The 17,293-nt window shown below is 72.5% G+C and carries 18 protein-coding genes; 7 read left to right on the top strand and 11 right to left on the bottom strand.

Translation table 11 applies throughout. The annotated features are described in order from the left end of the window. The first annotated feature begins 53 nt into the window (after positions 1-53). The 4 genes from ACZ7OH_RS46415 (at position 54) to ACZ7OH_RS46400 (ending at position 4,400) form a co-directional block, all read left to right on the top strand. Entirely contained in the window at positions 54-1,280 is a 1,227-nt protein-coding gene (locus ACZ7OH_RS46415; protein ID WP_470286769.1) for a metal-dependent hydrolase family protein, read from the top strand. After that, positions 1,277-2,131 carry an alpha/beta hydrolase gene (locus ACZ7OH_RS46410; protein ID WP_470286768.1) on the top strand — a complete coding sequence of 285 codons (855 nt, stop codon included), beginning with the start codon at positions 1,277-1,279 and terminating at the stop codon, positions 2,129-2,131. The genes ACZ7OH_RS46415 and ACZ7OH_RS46410 overlap by 4 nt, the downstream gene beginning before the upstream one ends. Beyond that, entirely contained in the window at positions 2,121-3,419 is a 1,299-nt protein-coding gene (locus tag ACZ7OH_RS46405) for an NAD(P)/FAD-dependent oxidoreductase (RefSeq protein ID WP_470286767.1), read from the top strand. Before ACZ7OH_RS46410 ends, ACZ7OH_RS46405 begins: the two co-directional genes overlap by 11 nt. Positions 3,420-4,013: 594 nt before the next feature. Further along, positions 4,014-4,400, top strand: coding sequence for an HPF/RaiA family ribosome-associated protein (locus ACZ7OH_RS46400; RefSeq protein ID WP_470286766.1), 387 nt, complete (start codon positions 4,014-4,016; stop codon positions 4,398-4,400). A 44-nt stretch (positions 4,401-4,444) separates the two neighbouring features. On the opposite strand, the gene ACZ7OH_RS46395 is transcribed toward ACZ7OH_RS46400, so the two are convergent. Genes ACZ7OH_RS46395 through ACZ7OH_RS46385 form a run of 3 tightly spaced genes read right to left on the bottom strand, consistent with a single transcriptional unit; the run spans position 4,445 to position 5,800 of the window. Next, complete coding sequence (locus tag ACZ7OH_RS46395; RefSeq protein ID WP_470286765.1) at positions 4,445-4,738, bottom strand: muconolactone Delta-isomerase family protein; 294 nt, start codon at positions 4,736-4,738, stop codon at positions 4,445-4,447. 2 nt (positions 4,739-4,740) lie between these two features. Beyond that, a complete protein-coding gene (locus tag ACZ7OH_RS46390; protein ID WP_470286764.1) occupies positions 4,741-5,088 on the bottom strand; it encodes an SgcJ/EcaC family oxidoreductase in 348 nt (115 codons plus the stop codon). A 4-nt stretch (positions 5,089-5,092) separates the two neighbouring features. Further along, on the bottom strand, positions 5,093-5,800 hold the full coding sequence (locus ACZ7OH_RS46385) for an SDR family NAD(P)-dependent oxidoreductase (RefSeq protein WP_470286763.1): 708 nt from the start codon (positions 5,798-5,800) through the stop codon (positions 5,093-5,095). Positions 5,801-5,919: 119 nt separating this feature from the next. Between ACZ7OH_RS46385 and ACZ7OH_RS46380 the strand changes: the two genes are divergently transcribed. After that, positions 5,920-6,864 carry a LysR family transcriptional regulator gene (locus tag ACZ7OH_RS46380; protein ID WP_470286762.1) on the top strand — a complete coding sequence of 315 codons (945 nt, stop codon included), beginning with the start codon at positions 5,920-5,922 and terminating at the stop codon, positions 6,862-6,864. Here ACZ7OH_RS46380 and ACZ7OH_RS46375 read toward each other — a convergent pair. Further along, entirely contained in the window at positions 6,815-7,603 is a 789-nt protein-coding gene (locus ACZ7OH_RS46375) for an SDR family NAD(P)-dependent oxidoreductase (protein WP_470286761.1), read from the bottom strand. The two genes, ACZ7OH_RS46380 and ACZ7OH_RS46375, sit on opposite strands and share 50 nt — an antisense overlap. Before the next feature lie 87 nt (positions 7,604-7,690). On the opposite strand from ACZ7OH_RS46375, the gene ACZ7OH_RS46370 reads away from it, so the two are divergent. Both ACZ7OH_RS46370 and ACZ7OH_RS46365 read left to right on the top strand, forming a co-directional pair. Next, entirely contained in the window at positions 7,691-8,593 is a 903-nt protein-coding gene (locus tag ACZ7OH_RS46370) for a LysR family transcriptional regulator (protein WP_470286760.1), read from the top strand. 391 nt (positions 8,594-8,984) lie between these two features. Beyond that, positions 8,985-9,836, top strand: a complete 852-nt coding sequence (locus ACZ7OH_RS46365) for a helix-turn-helix domain-containing protein (protein WP_470286759.1) — start codon at positions 8,985-8,987, stop codon at positions 9,834-9,836. A gap of 22 nt (positions 9,837-9,858) precedes the next feature. Here ACZ7OH_RS46365 and ACZ7OH_RS46360 read toward each other — a convergent pair whose 3' ends face one another. From ACZ7OH_RS46360 to ACZ7OH_RS46330, 7 genes are all read right to left on the bottom strand, one after another. After that, positions 9,859-11,349: an MFS transporter gene (locus ACZ7OH_RS46360; protein ID WP_470286758.1), complete on the bottom strand. Its 1,491-nt coding sequence runs from the start codon at positions 11,347-11,349 to the stop codon at positions 9,859-9,861. Between the two features lie 192 nt (positions 11,350-11,541). Then, on the bottom strand, positions 11,542-11,997 hold the full coding sequence (locus ACZ7OH_RS46355) for a TetR/AcrR family transcriptional regulator (RefSeq protein WP_470286757.1): 456 nt from the start codon (positions 11,995-11,997) through the stop codon (positions 11,542-11,544). A 196-nt stretch (positions 11,998-12,193) separates the two neighbouring features. Then, positions 12,194-13,966 (bottom strand): gamma-glutamyltransferase family protein, encoded by a 1,773-nt coding sequence (locus ACZ7OH_RS46350; protein ID WP_470286756.1) that lies wholly within the window; start codon positions 13,964-13,966, stop codon positions 12,194-12,196. Between the two features lies 1 nt (position 13,967). Next, the gene (locus ACZ7OH_RS46345) at positions 13,968-14,837 is read right to left on the bottom strand and encodes a PhzF family phenazine biosynthesis protein (RefSeq protein WP_470286755.1); all 870 of its coding nucleotides are present in this window, start codon (positions 14,835-14,837) and stop codon (positions 13,968-13,970) included. 10 nt (positions 14,838-14,847) lie between these two features. Beyond that, on the bottom strand, positions 14,848-15,711 hold the full coding sequence (locus ACZ7OH_RS46340) for an LLM class flavin-dependent oxidoreductase (protein WP_470286754.1): 864 nt from the start codon (positions 15,709-15,711) through the stop codon (positions 14,848-14,850). A gap of 3 nt (positions 15,712-15,714) precedes the next feature. Further along, on the bottom strand, positions 15,715-16,629 hold the full coding sequence (locus ACZ7OH_RS46335) for a hypothetical protein (RefSeq protein WP_470286753.1): 915 nt from the start codon (positions 16,627-16,629) through the stop codon (positions 15,715-15,717). Continuing rightward, complete coding sequence (locus tag ACZ7OH_RS46330) at positions 16,629-17,132, bottom strand: VOC family protein (RefSeq protein WP_470286752.1); 504 nt, start codon at positions 17,130-17,132, stop codon at positions 16,629-16,631. Before ACZ7OH_RS46330 ends, ACZ7OH_RS46335 begins: the two co-directional genes overlap by 1 nt. Positions 17,133-17,293 lie beyond the last annotated feature (161 nt).

The raw sequence follows: 17,293 nt of genomic DNA, 5'->3' as shown, positions 1-17,293 counted from the left end.
GCGCCGCGTTGCCCCCACATGGTCGGAGCCGGCGCCGGCGGAGGGAACGACTCATGGGACCGTGTCAAGTGGTCGGTGCGACGGTCGTCGACGGATCGGGGCGCGACCCGGTCGACGCCGACGTCAGCATCGAAGACGGGCTCATCACCCAGGTGGGGGCCGCCGGCGAACGCGGCGAGCGCCTCGATGCCGGCGGCCTGACGATGACGCCCGGCCTGATCGACGCGCACGTCCACTTGGGATTGTCGAGCCCGATCCAGCCGCAGTTCTCGTTCCGGATCAGCGCCGCCGAGCTCGCGGCGGACATCTTCGCCACGGCCGGCGCGACGCTCGACGCCGGCTTCACCACCGTCCGGGACACCGGCGGGGTCGACGGCGGCCTCGTCACCACGATCGCGAAGGGCAAGGTCAGAGGTCCTCGCGTGCTCTCGTGCGGACCGGTCCAGTGCCAGATCGGCGGGCACGGCTACTACGGAGCCGAGTGGGAACCCACCGAGCTGTGGAGCGACCACCACCTCCCCGGCCTGTGCGCCCTGTCCATGATGTCCGGCAACGCGGACGAGCTGCGGCGCAACGTGCGCGAGGCCTTCCGTCGCGGGGCCTCCTTCCTGAAGCTCTGCGTGACCGGCGGAGTGGTCGGCGCGCACGACCGGCTGACCGACACCCAGTTCACCGTCGAGGAGATCGCCGTCGCCGTCGAGGAAGCCGCGGCGCGGGGCACCTACGTCACGGTGCACGCCCACAACAACGACGGCATCCGCAACGCGATCGAAGCCGGGGTGCGCTGCGTCGAGCACGGCACCGACCTCGACGAGTCCACGGCCACCCTGATGGCCACGCGCGGGGTCGCCCTCGTGCCCACGTTCGCCGTCGTCGAGCAGCTGCTGTACGACACCGCCGGCGCCGGCCTCGACGCGTCGACCCGCGATCGGGTGCTGGGTGTTCGTGAGCGGATGACCGACGCGCTCGCCGTCGCCAAGGAAGCCGGGGTGCGGATCGGGCTGGGTTCCGACCTCATCGGCCCGGCTCAGGACCGCCGCGGCGAAGAGCTCAGGCTGCGCGCGAAGCTCGAAACTCCCATGGACGCCCTCGTGGCGGCCACCAAGACCAACGCCGAGATCCTCGGCCTGTCCGGCCGGGTCGGGGTCATCGCTCCCGGCGCGCAGGCCGACCTCGTGTTGTGGAACGGCAACCCGGTCGAAGACCCGGAGCTGTTCGCTGATCCCGCCAATGCCGTCCTCGTCATGCAGGCCGGCCGAATCGTGAAGGACCTCCGGTGAGCACCATGTGGCAGGGCTGCCTCGCCGACACCGACTACTTCGAGCTGCGTTCCGGCGGAGGGCACGACTACGGCGTCTGGGTCACCACGCCACCGGGCTACGACCCCGCCGCGACGCGAGCGCCCGCCGTGTACGTGCTCGACGGCAACTGGGCCGTGGGCATGACGGCGCCGCTCATCGTCACCCAGAAAGACCCCATGCAGCAGATCCAGCCGTACATCCAGGTCAGCGTCGGCTACGCGGGCGAGGACGCGCAGCACTGGGCGCGGCTGCGCAACCGAGACCTCGTGCCGCCCGGCGAGCCCATCGCCCCGGAGTTCGTCGACGCCGTGGAGACGGGAATCCGGACGGGTGCGATGACCCGCGAGGAAGCCGACGCCTACCTCGCCGAATTGAAGGAAACCCACGCCGACGCGTTTCTGGGCTTCCTCACCGAGGAACTGCACCCGCGGATCGAACGCGACTACGGCACGGCTCCGAGCGGTCACGGCCTCTTCGGCTACTCCTACGGCGGGCTCTTCAGCCTCTACGCCTGGCTCACCGGCAACACGCTCTTCGAGAGCATCGGAGCGGGCAGCCCCGGTGTCGTCGGTGAAGACAGCCAGGTTTTCGCGATGCTCGAGAAACTGGGTGACAGCCTGCCCGCCGCCAAGCTCCACCTGACGGTCAACGACCAAGAGCTTCTCGGAGACCTCGCCGTCTACCAGAACCTCGCGAAGAACGCGGCCACCGTCCTGCACCGGCTGACCGCCGGCGGCGGAGCCGTCACCAGCGCGGTCCTGCGCGAAACGCACGTGACCGGCCTGCAGGCCTCGTTCCTCAGCTACCTCAGGACCTGCCGTGCCCGGTGAGCGCGCGAGTGCCGAGGTGGTCGTGATCGGGGCCGGGGTGATCGGTGCGTCGATCGCCCTCGAGCTGGCGCGGGCGGGGCACCGGGTGATCGTGCTCGACCGGGCCTCGGGGGCCGGCCAGGGATCGACCTCGGCATCGAGTGCGGTCGTCCGGTTCAACTTCTCCACCACCGCCGGGGTCGCGACGGCGTGGGAAGCGCACTTCGGCTGGCTCGACTGGGCCGGCCACCTCGGGCACGACGTCGGCGATCTGGCGGTGTTCCGCAAGAGCGGGCTGGTCATGCTGGACGTCGAGGCGGCTCCGCGTGCGTCCTGGCTTCCGTTGTTCGACGAGATCGGTGTCCCGTACGAAGAATGGGACAGCGCGACCTTGGCCGAGCGCGTCCCGGGGATCGACACCGGCCGCTATTGGCCGCCGAAGCGGCTCGACGACGAGGAATTCTGGGAGGACGCGAAAACCTCGCTCGGTGGCGTGTACACCCCGGACGCCGGTTACGTCTCGGACCCGGGCCTCGCCGCCGTGAACCTCGCCGCCGCGGCCTCGGCGTGCGGCGCGGAGTTCCGCTTCCGCAGCACGGTGACAGCGGTGGAGAAGGCCGGCGGCCGCGTGACGTCGGTGCGGCTGTCGGACGGCACGCGGATCCCTTGTGCCGTCGTGGTCAACGCGGCCGGTCCGTGGTCGGGCGCGGTGAACCGGTTGGCCGGCGTGGGTTCCGACTTCACGGTCGGTTTGCGCCCGATGAGACAGGAAGTGGCGCACGTGCCGGTCCGGGAGGGCTACGGCGGGCCGGTGGTGGCGGACATGGACCTGGGCACGTACTTCCGCGGTGAAGTCGGCGGGGACCTGCTCGTCGGCGGAACGGAACCGGAGTGCGATCCGCTGCAGTGGACCGACGACCCGGACACCGTCGACGTCCACCCGACGGCCGCGGTCTTCGAGGCCCAGGTGACGCGGGCCGCGCGGCGGGTGCCCGACCTGGCGGTGCCCAACCGGGCGCGCGGCGTGGTCGGCGTCTACGACGTCGCCGACGATTGGACGCCGATCTACGACCGCACCGAACTTGCGGGCTTCTACGTCGCGATCGGCACGAGCGGCAACCAGTTCAAGAACGCGCCGGTCGTGGGGCAGCTGATGACGGAGCTGATCGACCGGGTGGAGAACGGCGCCGACCACGACGCGGCGCCCGTCCGGTTCCGGGCCCCGCGCACCGGCCTGGAGATCGACCTGGGCGCGTTCTCCCGCAAGCGCACCCGGAACACCGCGAACTCGGGCACGGTGCTGGGCTGAGCCGGAACCCGGACCAACCGCTGCCGCGCCTCCAGGCTCTTCTGGCAGTGCGTGAGCCGGGCCGATCCGGTGTAGCGGATCCGCCGCCGCCCGCGACTTGTCGGAGCAGGACGCGGGCTTCTTTGTCGAGTGGGCTGGCCGAAGTGGTCGCGCGGTGTGGCTGATAGCGGGCGGAATCGTGACGTGGGCGGTGATCCACTTCGGGTTGCTGAACTGGCTCGGAGACGCGCATCATCCCTGGCGCCCCATCGTGGAGGGCGTGAGCTGGGTCGCCGGAATCGGCGCGTTGGCCGTCGCCGTATTGGCGCTGCCGGTTCCGTCGCTGCGGACGCAAGGCGAACCCGACTCCGCGCAGCCCGGCTCTTGGGCTCGATTCAAGGGAGCGAAGTCACCGCATGGACAACGGCATCAACTCCGGCGGCTGGAGACGACGGGCGAAAGAACGAGGTGCCTGGCGGAGGCCCGCTGAGTCCTCAGTGGCTCACCCCGGTTCCGGTGGACACAGCCGCCCACGGACACCGCTCCGCGGCCCGGGTTTGAGCCGGCCGCGCTCGTGGTACTGACCGGGATCATCGCTTTTCCCGGCTTCGGAGGGTGCTCGTGCAGATCCAGGTCAACACCGACCACAACATCCACGGTGGCGAAGGGCTGGCCACCTACGTGACCACCGAACTGGAGAACAGCCTCTCCCGGTTCGGCGGGTGGTTGACCCGGGTGGAGGTGCACCTCAGCGAGGACGGCGGCAGCAAGCCGGAAGACAAGAAGTGCGTGATCGAAGCCCGGCCCGGTGGCAAGCAACCCGTCGCCGTGACCCACCACGCCGCCACCGTCGATGACGCCTACGCCGGTGCGGCGCACAAATTGGGGCGGGTACTGGATTCCCGGTACTCCCGCGCCCACGACCACAAGGGCAGCGACAGCATCCGGCACATGCCTCCTCCGGAGGACGAGGACGTCGAGCAGGACGAGACGCGGGGCTGAGCGAGCGCCGCCCGCCGGTCGGGGCCGGCGGGCGGCGCGACCGCTCAGACCCGGCCCGGGTCGCTCGGGTGGGGCTTCAGCGGTGTCACCGTCACCGCCATCCACACGTGCAGCGGCATCGACTCCAGCACCGCCTGCAGCTCTCCCTCGTCCGCGGCCGCGAACAACCCGATCGTGTGCCACTCCCCCGGCGCCTCCGGCGGCTTCCACAACCGCAGGATGTGGCCCTGCGCCGCCAGTTCGCCGGTGTGCGCCGCCTCGCGACGGCGCGTGGCCGCCACCTCTTCGTCCGGGGTGCCCGGCGGGACCGTGGTCCTCATGTCGACGAGGAATTCCATCATCAGAGCCTCGAGACCTGGTAGTGGGCGATCAACCACGCGTCGCCCACCCGCCGGACGACCACGCTCAGGTGCACCGACAGCGTAGGCCGGTCCGTGAAGCCGAAGTCGACCTCCGCATACCCGAGGACCACGTCCTCCGCCAGCCGGCGGGACTCCACGATCCGGTAGTCCGCCGTCATGCCGAGCGGCTGCGACGCGTAGTACGCGGCCACGCCGTCGCGGCCCACGCTGTACGGGTGCAGGCCCTGGAAGATCGCGTCTTCGGTGAACGACTCCGCGACCCGGGCCGGCTCGTGCGCGTCGACCGCCGACTTCCACGCGTCCAGCACTCCGGTCAAGATGTCCATGACCTCAGTGTCCCGCGCTCTGGCCGCCGTCGACGTGCAGGATTTCGCCCGTCACGAACGGCGCGCCCTCCAGGTAGACGACCGCGTCGGCGATGTCGCCCGGGTCGCCGATCCGCCCGACCGGGTGCAGGCCCGCGAGCGCTTCGTGCGTCGACGCCGGGTGCATCGGGGTGCGGATGATGCCCGGTGACACGGCGTTCACGCGCACGCCGCGCGTGGCGTACTCGATCGCCAGGGACTTCGTGACCGCGTTCAGCCCGCCCTTGGTCAGCGACGCCAGCGCCGACGGCACCGCGCTGTTCGCGTGGTCGGTGAGGCTGGTCGTCACGTTGACGACGTGCCCGCCGCCGACCTCGAGCATCGCGGCGATCGCGCGCTGGGTGACCTCGAAGAAGCCGCGCAGGTTCACGCCGGTCACCAGGTCGAAGTCGGCGGCGGTGTACTCGGTGAAGGGCTTCGCGATGAAGACGCCGGCGTTGTTCACCAGCGTGTCGACGCGGCCGAACGTCGCCAGCGCCTGCTCGATCACGCGGGCGCCGACCGCCGGATCGGCGATGTCGCCCGCGACGGTCAGGATCCCGGCGTCACCCGACGGGGTGATGGATCGCGAGTTCGCGACCACGGCGTAGCCGAGCTTCCGGTACGCCTCGACCACGGCCGCGCCGATGCCCTGCGAGGCGCCGGTGACGACCGCGACCTTCTGGGTGCTCATGAAAACCTCCTGGTGGGTGGTGCTTCCAGAGCCGAGGATCTGCTCGCCGGACCCGGTCCGCCACGACCGGTTCGCTCTCAGCTGGAAGGCCGTACCTCCCACCGCATTAAGCTCGCGGTATGGAGCTACGCCAGCTTCGGTACTTCGTGGCCGTCGCCACAGAACTGAACTTCGGCCGGGCCGCGGAGCGGTTGCGCATCGCCGGGCCGTCGCTGTCCCAGCAGATCAAGGCGCTCGAACGCGACCTCGGCGTGCGGCTCTTCGACCGCGACCGCCGCTCGGTCACCCTCACCGAATGCGGCGAGTCGCTGCTGCCGCAGGTCCGCGCGCTGCTGGAGCAGGCCGACGAGCTGCGCCGCTCGGCAGCCGGGATCGCCGCCCGCGAGCCGGTGCGGCTGGGGTACGTCAACTGGCGGCCCGCCGACCTGCTCGACCGCGTCGCGGGCGTCGCGCACCTGCACGTCGACACGTGGGTGCTGCCCTCGCACGCGCAGCTGAACCGGGTCGCCGACCGGAGCATCGACCTGGCGATCTGCTGGGCGCGGGCCGCCGACCTGGCCGGACACGACCTCGAAGCCCACCTGCTCGGTGCGGACCGGCTCCACGCGATCGGCACCGGCACCGCGGACGTCGAAGCGAAGGACGTCCTCGTGCTGGTCGACGCCGACGCCGCCAGCTGGGCGTCGTGGAACGCTTACGCCGAGGAGTTCGCGGAGGCCACCGGCGCACGGGTCGTGCGCATCCAGGACGGCGGCATCACCGGCCCGGCGTACTTCGACCACGTCCGGCGACTGCGGCGCCCGGTGCTCAACTCGCCCAAGGGCCAGACGGCGCCGGTCCCGCCCGATCTCGCGCGCCGGCCGGTGACCGGCCCGGCGCCGTTCTGGACGTGGTCGCTGGTGTCCCGCCGGGACGAGCCCCGCGCGCCGGTCCGGGCCACCATCGAGGCGCTCACCCGGGACGTCGGCTCGCCGGACCTCGAGTGGCTGCCGGCGGACGACCCGCACGCGGCGCTCAGCCGAACGCCCGCACCGCCACGTCCTGCCAGTCGTTCCACGTCTTGAGCCGGGCCTGGTACTCGTCGGTGACCGCGGCCAGGGACTTGCCGAGGAACATCCGCAGGGGCGGGTCGGCGGCGTCGACGAGTTCGAGGATCGCCGCGCGGGTGGCGTGCGGGTCGCCGACCTCCCAGTGGCCCTCGCCGACGGCCGGGTAGTCGGGGTTCGGCGTGCTCCGGCGCGAGCCGACGTCCAGCCACTCGGTGGCGTAGGGACCGGGCTCGAGGTTGGTGACGTGGATGCCGACCTCCGCGACTTCCTGCGCCAGGGACTGGGAAAGCCCTTCCAGCGCCCACTTCGACGCGTGGTAGGCGCCGATGCCGGGGAACGCGATCACGCCGCCCTCGCTGGTGACCTGGACGATGTGGCCGTGACGCTGGGCGCGCAGGATCGGCAGGGCCGCCTGCGTGACCCAGAGGGCGCCGAAGAAGTTCGTCTCCAGCTGGGCGCGGACGTCGTCCTCGGTGAGCTCTTCGACGCGGCCGAAGTGCCCGTAGCCGGCGTTGTTGACGACGACGTCGAGCCCGCCGAAGTGGTCGGCGGCTTCCTGGACGGCGGCGAACGCGGCGGCGCGGTCGGTGACGTCGAGGCGGAGCGGGAGGACGGCGTCGCCGTGCTTTTCGACGAGGTCGTCGAGCTGCCGGGGGTTCCGCGCGGTCGCGGCGACGCGGTCGCCGCGGTCGAGGGCGGCTTCGGTCCAGTGGCGGCCGAAGCCCTTCGAGGATCCTGTGATGAACCAAATCATGCTTCCATGCTGGGCCTGCCGGCCCATGAGCACCAGCGATGTCTTTTCATGAGAGCCATGCGGTCCGGTCATGGCTAGGCTGACGGCATGAGCGAAGTGACGCTGGCCGGCCTGCGGGTCGTCCGGGAGGTCGCGGCGACCGGCTCGTTCACGGCGGCGGCCGCGTCGCTGGGCTACACGCAGTCGGCGATCTCGCGGCAGGTGGCGATGATGGAGGCCGCCGCCGGCACGGCGTTGTTCGAGCGGCACGCGCGCGGGGTGCGGCCGACCCCGGCCGGCGCGTCGCTGGCCCGGCACGCGGCGAGCGCGCTGGCGGTCGTCGACACCGCGGAGCAGGAGCTGGCCGGCCTGCGCGACCGGCTGGCGGGCCGGCTGTCGGTCGGCGCGTTCCCGGCCGCGGCGTCTGTCCTGGTCCCCCGGGCGCTGGCTGTCCTGCGCACGCGGCACCCCGGGCTGGCCGTCACGCTCGACGAAGGGGCAACGCCGGCGTTGCTCGCCCGCCTGCGCGGCGGCCGCACGGAGGTGGTGGTGATCGGCGTCGGCGAGGGGCTGCCGGGCTACGACCTCGCGGGCCTGCACCAGGACGTGCTGACCGAGGACGACCTGCGCGTCGCGGTCCCGGCCGGGCACCGGCTCGCCCGGCGGGGGCGGGCCGAGGTGGCGGACCTGCGGGAGGAGACGTGGATAGTCGGCCGCGGCGGCCGGGGCGAGCCCCAGTTCGGCGCGTGGCCGACGCTGTCCGAGCCGCGGGTCGGGTGGGCGGTCCGGAGCTGGACGACCCGCCTGGGCATGGTGGCGGCCGGGCTGGGGGTGGCGCTGTTGCCGGGTGTTGCGGCGGCGTCGGTGCCGGCCGGGGTGGTGGTGGTCCCGGTGGAGGACCCGGCGTGGCGCGGGCGGAGTGCGGTGGTGGTTACTCGGCCGGGGCGGTCGGCGGGTGCCTCTGCCGTGGTCGAGGCGCTGCGGGAGCAGGCCGCCGCGTTGCGCGGCTGACACCGGGCGGCCGGAGCGCGGCCCGGCCGCTCGGCGGCGCCACCGCGGTGGTCGAGGGGCTGCGGGAACAGGCCGCCGCGTTGCGCGGCTGGCACCGGGCGGCCGGAGCACGGTGCGGCCGCTCGGCGGGCGCCACCGCCACGGTCGAGGCGCTGCGGGAGCAAGCCACTGCGTTGCCCGGCTGACACCGGGCGGCCGGACCGCGGTGCGGTCACCAGCCCGGCCGGTCGGCGGGCGCCACCGCCGCGGTCGAGGCCCTGCGGGAACAGGCCACCGCGTTGCGCGGCTGGCACCGGGCGGCCGGAGTCCTCCGGCAACAGGCCTCCGCCCTGACATCGGGGGACGAAACCTGCCCACCCACGGCCGCCCGCGTCGGGGGACAATCAAACTCATGGAGCCCACCGGTCAGCCGAAGGAGCTCGGCGACTTCCTCAAGGCGCGCCGCGCGCAGCTGGACCCGCGCGATGTCGGCCTGCCGGAACCCTCCTCGCCGCGGCGCGTGGCCGGGCTTCGCCGCGAGGAGGTCGCGCAGCTCGCCGCGATCAGCGTCGACTACCTGACGCGGCTCGAACAGGGGCGGGTGCAGGCGTCGTCTTCGGTGCTCGCCACCCTCGCCCGCGCACTGCGGCTGGACGACGACCAGCAGTCCTATGTGTACGAACTCGCCGGCAAACCCTTCCGCCGGCCGCGGCGCCGGGCGGGCGAAAAGCTGCGTCCGGCCATGAAACGGCTCCTCGACCAGCTGGCGGAGACGCCCGCGATGGTGCTCGGCCGGCGGCTGGACATCGTCGCGTGGAACGACTCCGCTGCGGCCTTGTTCACCGACTTCGCGCGCTACCCGGCGAACCGCCGCAACTACGTCTACCTGCTCTTCGCCGACCCGCAGGTGCGCGCGCTCCACGTCGACTGGGACGAAGCGGCCCGCACGGCGGTGGCGGCCCTGCACCTGGAAGCCGCGCGCGACCCGGACGCGCCGGAGCTGGCGGAGCTCGTCGGCGAGCTGGCCGTGCACCACCCGGAGTTCCGCACGTGGTGGGCGGCCCACCACGTGACGAGCCAGGGCTACGGCGTCAAGCACTACCACCACCCGGTGGTCGGCGCCCTCACGCTGGACTGCGACATGTGGGAAAGCCCCGACGGCAGCGGCCAACGTCTGATGGTCCTGACGGCGGAACCGGGCTCGGCGGCGCACGAAGCGTTGCGGATCCTGGCTTCGTGGACCGCCGAGCCCGTCACCGGGTGATCACTCGCCGGCGGGACCGCGGCTACCGGCGCACCAGCACCGCGGTCGCGACGATGCCCGCCACCACGACCGCCGCCAGCGCCAGCATGCTGATCCCCATGCCGTGCGCGAAAGCCGCGCGGGCGGCCGGCGCCAGGTGCGCGTCCACCGCGAGCGCGCCCGCCAGTGAGCCCTCCGCGGCCTCGCGCGCTTGCGGTGGCAGCGAAGCCGTCGCCGAGCGGATCGAATCCGTGTACGCGGCGGAAAGGACGCTGCCGACGAGCGCGATCCCCAGTGCCGCACCGATTTCGCGCGTCGCGTCGTTGACCGCCGACGCCACGCCGTACTGCGACGGCGGCACGCTGTCGAGGATCGCGCTCGTCGCCGCCGGGGCCGTCACGCCGATCCCCGCGCCCAGCACGCACACCGCGATCGCCAAGGCGACATAACCACTTCCGGCGTCCAGCTGTCCGATGAGGACCATGCCGACGACGACCACCGCGAGCCCGGCGCACGTCACCGCCCGCAGCCCGAACCGGCGGACCAGCGGCGCCGAAGCCAGCGACAACGGGAAGAGCGACACCGCGACCGGCCACAGCGCCAGCCCCGACTTCAGCGCCGAATACCCCTGCACCAGCTGCAAGTACTGCGCCAGCGCGTAGAACATCCCGAACGCCGCGGTGAACTGGACGGCCACCGAGACCGAGCCGGCCGCGAAGGACGCGTTGCCGAACAGCCGGACGTCCAGCAGCGGTGACGCGCGGCGCAGCTCGTAGACGACGAAGAGCACGCCCAGCACGAGCCCGCCCGCGATCGACCCGAGCACGACGCCGTCGCCCCAGCCGAGATCCGCGACGCGCAGGATGCCGTACACCACCGCCCCGATCGCCAGCGCGCTGAGCACCGCGCCGGCGACGTCGAAGGCGTGCGGACGGCGGTCGCGCGACGTCGGCACGGTCAGGCTCGCGGCCACCAGGACGACCGACAGCACCGCCGGCCCGAGGAACACCGAGTGCCACGAGAAGTGCTGCAGCAGGACACCGGCGAGCACCAGGCCGCCGAGCCCGCCGACGCCGGCGACCGCCGCCCAGATCCCGATCGCCCGCCCGCGCCGTTGCGCCGGGAAGCTCGCGGTGATGATCGACAGGGTGGCCGGCATGATCATCGCGGCGCCGGACCCGGTGACGGCCCGGGCGACGATCAGCCACGTCGACGTGTCGAGGAAGACGGGCGCGGCGCAGCCCACGGCGAAGACGAGCAGGCCGGCGACGAGCACCCCGCGCCGCCCGTACCGGTCCCCCAGGGCGCCGGCGGGCAGCACGAGCGCGGCGAGCACGAGCGTGTAGACGTCGACGATCCACGTCTGTTCGGCCTGGCTCGCCCCGGTGTCGGCGGCGAGCGCGGGCAGGGCGGCGTTGACGATGGTCACCATGGCGATCACCAGGCCGACAGCGGTGCACATCAAGCCGACGGTCCACGCGCGGCGGCCGGTGGACAGGACGACGTCGCCGGTTGGTTCGAGCTCCGCCCGCATGCACCTCGCCCCTCGTCGGTGGCCCCGGTCTCCCCCGACGCTACGTGCGGGAACCGAGACCCGGAGGGGGGCTCGGTCTCAGTTTCCGCCTGATGGGGACTACGAGCTGGGAGGTTCGAACGCCACTGAACGGCCTCGCTTCACCCGCGGGCATTCGAGCCATCTCGACCGGGTCGAATACCCTCGCGCGGCTCAATTCGAGCGGGGCTTGAGCACGTCCTCGACGAGCGTGGCGATCATGCCGCGCGGGACGCTCGCGCCGGTCAAAGCCGCGTACACCAGCGGGCCCACCAAAGCGTCGAGCGCCGCGTCGGGTCCCAGCCGAGGAGCGATCTCGCCCGCCTCCATCGCGCGCGTCACCATTGCTCGCTCCTGCTCGCGGCGCGGGCCCAGGTAGCGCTCCTGGAAGCTCTGGGCCGTCACGGGGTCGTGCTGGGCCTGGGCCAGCAGCGTCAGCAGGACTTTGCCCGACGGGACCGGGATGCCCTTGGCGCTGTCCTCGACGAGCGTGTCGAGGAGGATCTCGACCTTCGACGGCCACCAGCGGTAGATCGTCTGCTTGGCGACGTCGGCGCGGCGCGCGATCGCCTCGATCGTCAGCGCGGCGAAGCCGTGTTCGGCGAGCAGGTCGTCCGCGGCGTGCAGCACGGCCAGGCGCGCGGCTTCGTCGCGCCGGTTTCTCGGGACTTCACCACCTGAAGGAGTTCCCTTGTCCCCCCAAGCAAGCCCTCGTCGCCGGCGAGCTGCTCCGCCCTGGACGGCGTCGAGATCGAGTCCCTGGAGATGACGAGCGGGCAGCGTCTCGCTGAACACGACCGGCACGGCAAGCCCGTGCCGTGGTAGGTCACCGCGCCACGGCGTACGCCTGCTGACCCCGGGGACTCGCGGCCGCCAGGACGAACCCGTCGTCGAAACCCGTCGCGCACACCTTTCCCAAGGACTTCTCCCCCGCCAACACGACGTCGTGGCCGCGCTCGCGCAGCTGCTCGACCACCTCGGACGGGCAGCCGGCCTCGACGACCAGGCTGTTCGGGCGGGCCGAGCGGGGTGCGAACGACGACGGGACCTGGTCGGTGTGGAACGCCCGCTGCTCGATCGCCGCCTGCGGGCTCAGGCCGCCGTCCACGTGGCTGACGAAGAAGTTCAGCGTCCACTGGTCCTGCTGGTCGCCGCCCGGAGTGCCGAACGCCAGGTGCGGGCGGCCGTCCTTGGTCACCAACGTCGGGCTGAGGGTGGTCCGCGGGCGCTTGCCCGGCGCGACCGTGTTCGGGTGCCCCTCGGTCAGCAGCGCCATCTGGCCGCGGGTGCCGAGCGGGAAGCCGAGCCCGGGGATGACCGGCGAGCTCTTCAGCCAGCCGCCGCTCGGCGTCGCGACGACCATGTTGCCCTCGCGGTCCGACGCGCTGATGCAGCACGTGTCCCCCTTGGCCGCGGTCAGCTTCACCACCGCCGGGATCCCGTCGGCGAGCTGGGCGCGCCAGTCCGGGTCGGCCGGGGCGGGCAGCGGCGGCTCCGGGAACCAGCCGTCCAGACCCGGGCGCAGCGCCCCGCACGCCCGCTCCCCCACCAGGGCACGACGAGCCGCCGCGTACGACGGGTCGAGCAAGCGACGAAGCGGCACATCGGAAAATTCCGGGTCGCCGTAGAAGGCCTCCCGGTCGGCGAAGGCGAGCTTCGCGCATTCGACGACCGTGTGCAGGTGCTCGGCGCCGCCGTGGTCCATCGCCGCCAGGTCGAACCCCTCCAGCAGGCCCAGCTGCTGCAGGAACACCGGGCCCTGCGACCACGGGCCCGCTTTGTGCACGGTGTGGCCGCGGTAGTCCGCGGTGAGCGCCGGCTCGATCGCCGGCCGCCAGGACGCCAGGTCGTGGCCGGTCAGCAGGCCGCCGTTGCGGCGGCCGGTGGAGTCCAGCGGCTCGGCCGTGGCCAGGTACTTGTCGATCGCCTCGGCGACGAACCCCCGGTAGAACACGGCGACAGCGGCGTCGATCCGGTTCTCGCGCCCGCCCGGGGCGGCCTCGGACTCGGCGAGGATGCGCCGGTAGGTTGCGGCCAGGGGCCGGTTGCGCAGCCGGGACCCCGGCCGCGGCGGCCGCCCGTCCGGCAGGTAGACCTCGCCGGATGCCGTCCACTCCTCGCGGAACAGCGGCGCGAGCACCTCGATCATGTCCGCCGCCTTGGGCAGCAGCGGAAACCCGTCCGAGGCGTAGGCGATCGCCGGGGCGAGCACCGTGCCGAGGTCGAGCCGCCCGCGGTCGCGCAGCAGCCGCAGCCACGCGCCGAACGCGCCGGGCACGACGGCCGGCAGCAGGCCCGACCCGGGGATCGCGTCGACGCCGCGGTCGCGGAACGCCTGGGGCGTCGCCGCTTCCGGCATCGGGCCCTGGCCGCAGATGACCTCGACGTCGCCGGTCGCGCCGTCGTGGACCAGGATCGGGACGTCGCCGCCCGGGCCGTTGAGGTGCGGTTCGACGACCTGGATGACCAGGGCCGTCGCGACGGCCGCGTCGAAGGCGTTGCCGCCGAGGTCGAACATCGCCGTGCCGGCGGCCGAAGCCAGCCAGTGCGTGGAGGACACGGCCCCGCGGGTGCCGAGCAGTTCGGGTCGGTCGAGCACGTCAGCTTCCCTTCTCGCGGTCCGGGTCGGCCAGTTCGCCGGACCCGGCCGGCAGCACGGCCCCGGACACCGAAGCCGACACCGGCCGGCCGTCGGCGACCCGGACCGAACAGTACAAAGTGGACGGACGCCCTTGCTCCCGGCCTTGGCGCAGCGTGAAGTCGTGCACGCCGTCGCCGGTGAGCCGGCCCGCCTCGACGAGCCAGACGCCGAGGCCGAGCGCGGCCGACGAGCACGCCGGGTCCTCCGGCATCCCGTAGCCGGGCGCGAACAGGCGGCCGTGCGCGGTGTTCGTCGCCGGGTCCCAGCTGAACACGAGCACGTCGGCGAGGCCGGCCGCGGCCATGGCCGCGAAGTCCGGTTCCGCGGCCGCGACGGCGTCCGCGCGCACCGGCAGGAAGTGGAACGCGGGACCGAAGCCGCACGCGGCGGGGCGGGCGCCGTCGGCTGCGGGGGCGGGCAGGCCGACGGCGCCGAGCAGGGTCCCCGGGTCGAGCGGTTCGCTCTCCAGGGGGTCGTTCGCGGTGATCTTGCCCGCTTCGGCCGTCACGTCCAGGGGCAGCCGCTTCGGCCCGCACTCCTGCACGACGCGCCCGGCGGGCACCAGGCCGAGCCGCGCGAGCGTCACCGCCGTGCCGACGCTGGAGTGGCCGCCGAACGGCGACTCCGCCTCGGGGGTGAAGACGCGGACGCGGTAGTGGGCGCCGGTGCCGGTGGGCGGCAGGACGAACGCCGTCTCGGTGTGGTTGATCTCGCGGGCCAGCGCCTGCATGCCCGCGGTGTCGAGGTCGCCGGCCTTCGGGACTACGCCGAGCGCGCTGCCGGCGTAGACGTGGTCGGCGAACATGTTGACGATCTCGTACGCGGGCATGCTGCTCCCTTCAGGAGAGGTCCAGCTCGTCGAGGACGCGCTCATCCCCTTGGTAGGGCTCGGATTCGCGGGGCCAATGCACGACCAGATCGGTGAAGCCGAGGTCGGCGAACGTGCCCGAGGCGTCCCGGAAGGACTGCGCGGAGTCCAGCACGCCCCCGACGGTCGCGCCGGTCACCAGCAGCTTCCCCGCCGACGCCGGATCCCGGCCCGCCGCGACGCAGGCGTCCTCGAACGCCCGGAGCTGGTCCTTCAGCTCCGGGACGACCAGGTCCCAGCGGCGGGCGTCGAACCGGCCCGGCGCGCCCGCGGTCAGCCACGTCTCGCCGTATCGCGCGGCCAGGCCCATCGCCTTCGGGCCGGTCGCCGCGACCGCGAACGGCACCCGCGGCCGCTGCACGCACCCCGGCTCCATCCACGCGTCTTCGCAGCGGTAGTACTGGCCTTCGTACGACGTGAGCGGCTGCCGCAGGAGCAGCTCCGTCAGCTCGAGGAACTCCGCGAACCGCGCGGAGCGGCTACCCGATGGCGCGACACCGAAGACGCTCTCGTCGTAGCCCCCGGCCCCCGACCCGACGCCGCAGATCAGCCGGCCACCGGAAATGTCGTCGAGCGTCATCAGCTCCTTGGCGAACGGCACCGGGTGGCGGAACGTCGGTGTCGCGACGAGCGAGCCGAGCCGCATCCTCGACGTCACCCCGGCCGCGGCGGTGAGCGTCGGCAGGCAGCCGAACCAGGTCTCGTCGCGCAGCCAGCGCCACATCAGGTGGTCGTAGGTCCAGGCGTGGTCGAACCCGAGCTCTTCGGCGCGGCGCCAGCGGTCCCGCGCGGCGGACCAGCGCTGCTCGGGCAGCAGGACGATGCCGTGGCGCACGGCTCAGTCCGCCGGCGAGCCGGCGGCGCACGCGGCGACGTCGGCGAGCAGGCCGACGAACCCGGCCTCGCAGGAGCGGACCTCGGGACTGGTCAGCTCCGCCGGCGGGTCCGTGGCGTCGGACACGGAGTCGACACCGTTGACGGACACGTCCAGCGCCACGGCGTTGAGCCGCCGCAGCAGCTGCGCGACGACGTCGGGCAGCGACGTGGGCGCCCGCAGCGTCATGAAGTAGTTGTCGTAGACGGCGCTCAGCACGTCCGGGTGGGTCGGCTCGGCGGCGCCGGACGCGTCCTGCAGCAGCGACCGGCCACTGGGCACCAGCTTCGCCGCGATGCCGCCGTGGACCCGTTGGTAGAAGCCGACTTCGTCGCGCAGCGCCCGGACGCCGGGCGAGTCGTCGTCCGGCAGGCCCTTGCCGCGGTAGAGGTCGCGGACCGGGGCGAAGTCCGGTGCCCAGGTGCCGCTGAACCCGCGGTGCTGCAGGAACATGCTCGGCCGGATGACCTCGTGGTAGACGTCGATCGGTGTCGAGCTGGTGTAGAGCAGCATCGCGCTGAAGCCGCGGGTGAACAGGGCCGCCGAGGCCAGTGCGGCCTCGCGGTCGCGCTCGCCGCGTTCGGCCAGCGCCAGTTCGCGGGCGACCAGCTGCCACAGCACGAACGTCACCTGGTGGCCGGTGATCCAGCGGAACCAGTAGAGCCGGTCGGACGACTCGACGGGCTCGACCGCGCCCGGCGCACCGCTGCGGGAGAGGTCTTCGAGGTGCGTGCACAGGCCCGCGAAACGGGAGCACGGGCCGTCGCCGTCGGGTTCGGTGCCCGCGTCGGGGATGGTCAGCGGTTCGAGACCGTAGGGGAAGTCGCCGAAGTCCCACCCCTCGCGCACGGGGACCTCGGTGAGCACGGGGACGGTCATCACGCGGCCTCCGGAATCCAGGTGAATTCGTATTCCAGGCCGTTGACGTCGAACGCGTAGAAACTTTGCACGCCGTCGGCGTCGGTGACGATCTCCGTCGCCGGTTCGTCGCGGACGAAATGGTAGCGGCCGGATTCGTACAGTTTCATCCAGTGGCGCTGCCACGCGCGCATTTCGGCGGCCGAGCCGACCTCCATGCAGACGTGCTGGAACTGCGCTTCGCCGGGATCGGGTGCCTGAACCCCCTCGCCGGCGCGTTCGAAGAGGTGGAACCGGGTGCCGCCGGCCCGCAGCTCGACGAGCTTGACGATGCCGGGCAGCCGGCTCGTGGTCAGCTCGGAGAACTCCTCCAGGGACCAGTTTTCCGTGCAACCGAAGAATTCCTGGTACCAGGAGACGCAGTTGCCGAGGTCGGCGGTCTGGATCCCCAGGTGATGGAAGGTGGCCGCGCGCAGCGGGGCGAGGCGCGGCGACTCGAGGGTCGCCACGGCGTTCTCGGTCATGGTCGCCATCCTTTCTTCCGGCGCCGGTTCACATTCCCAGACGGCGCCTCGAGAGTGGCCTTGATGGATCATGGGGGGCGGCGGTGAATACAACCGCCCGATCTCCTTCGAGCCTACATTGGTTGCCGCCGGGAAATCAAGTTGGCGGCAAAAGAATTTCG

The sequence above is a fragment of the Amycolatopsis sp. NPDC114478 genome (assembly GCF_055633805.1).
Note: the sequence above shows the minus strand (reverse complement) of the source record. Positions and strands in the feature narration are given on the sequence as shown.

Excerpts from the sequence above, each read along its gene's own strand:
- ACZ7OH_RS46415 (WP_470286769.1), top strand. The coding sequence starts at position 54 with ATGGGACCGTGTCAAGTGGTCGGTGCGACGGTCGTCGACGGATCGGGG.
- ACZ7OH_RS46395 (WP_470286765.1), bottom strand. The coding sequence starts at position 4,738 with ATGGAATTCCTCGTCGACATGAGGACCACGGTCCCGCCGGGCACCCCG.
- ACZ7OH_RS46390 (WP_470286764.1), bottom strand. The coding sequence starts at position 5,088 with ATGGACATCTTGACCGGAGTGCTGGACGCGTGGAAGTCGGCGGTCGAC.
- ACZ7OH_RS46385 (WP_470286763.1), bottom strand. The coding sequence starts at position 5,800 with ATGAGCACCCAGAAGGTCGCGGTCGTCACCGGCGCCTCGCAGGGCATC.
- ACZ7OH_RS46380 (WP_470286762.1), top strand. The coding sequence starts at position 5,920 with ATGGAGCTACGCCAGCTTCGGTACTTCGTGGCCGTCGCCACAGAACTG.
- ACZ7OH_RS46375 (WP_470286761.1), bottom strand. The coding sequence starts at position 7,603 with ATGATTTGGTTCATCACAGGATCCTCGAAGGGCTTCGGCCGCCACTGG.
- ACZ7OH_RS46370 (WP_470286760.1), top strand. The coding sequence starts at position 7,691 with ATGAGCGAAGTGACGCTGGCCGGCCTGCGGGTCGTCCGGGAGGTCGCG.
- ACZ7OH_RS46365 (WP_470286759.1), top strand. The coding sequence starts at position 8,985 with ATGGAGCCCACCGGTCAGCCGAAGGAGCTCGGCGACTTCCTCAAGGCG.
- ACZ7OH_RS46360 (WP_470286758.1), bottom strand. The coding sequence starts at position 11,349 with ATGCGGGCGGAGCTCGAACCAACCGGCGACGTCGTCCTGTCCACCGGC.
- ACZ7OH_RS46345 (WP_470286755.1), bottom strand. The coding sequence starts at position 14,837 with ATGCCCGCGTACGAGATCGTCAACATGTTCGCCGACCACGTCTACGCC.
- ACZ7OH_RS46335 (WP_470286753.1), bottom strand. The coding sequence starts at position 16,629 with ATGACCGTCCCCGTGCTCACCGAGGTCCCCGTGCGCGAGGGGTGGGAC.
- ACZ7OH_RS46330 (WP_470286752.1), bottom strand. The coding sequence starts at position 17,132 with ATGACCGAGAACGCCGTGGCGACCCTCGAGTCGCCGCGCCTCGCCCCG.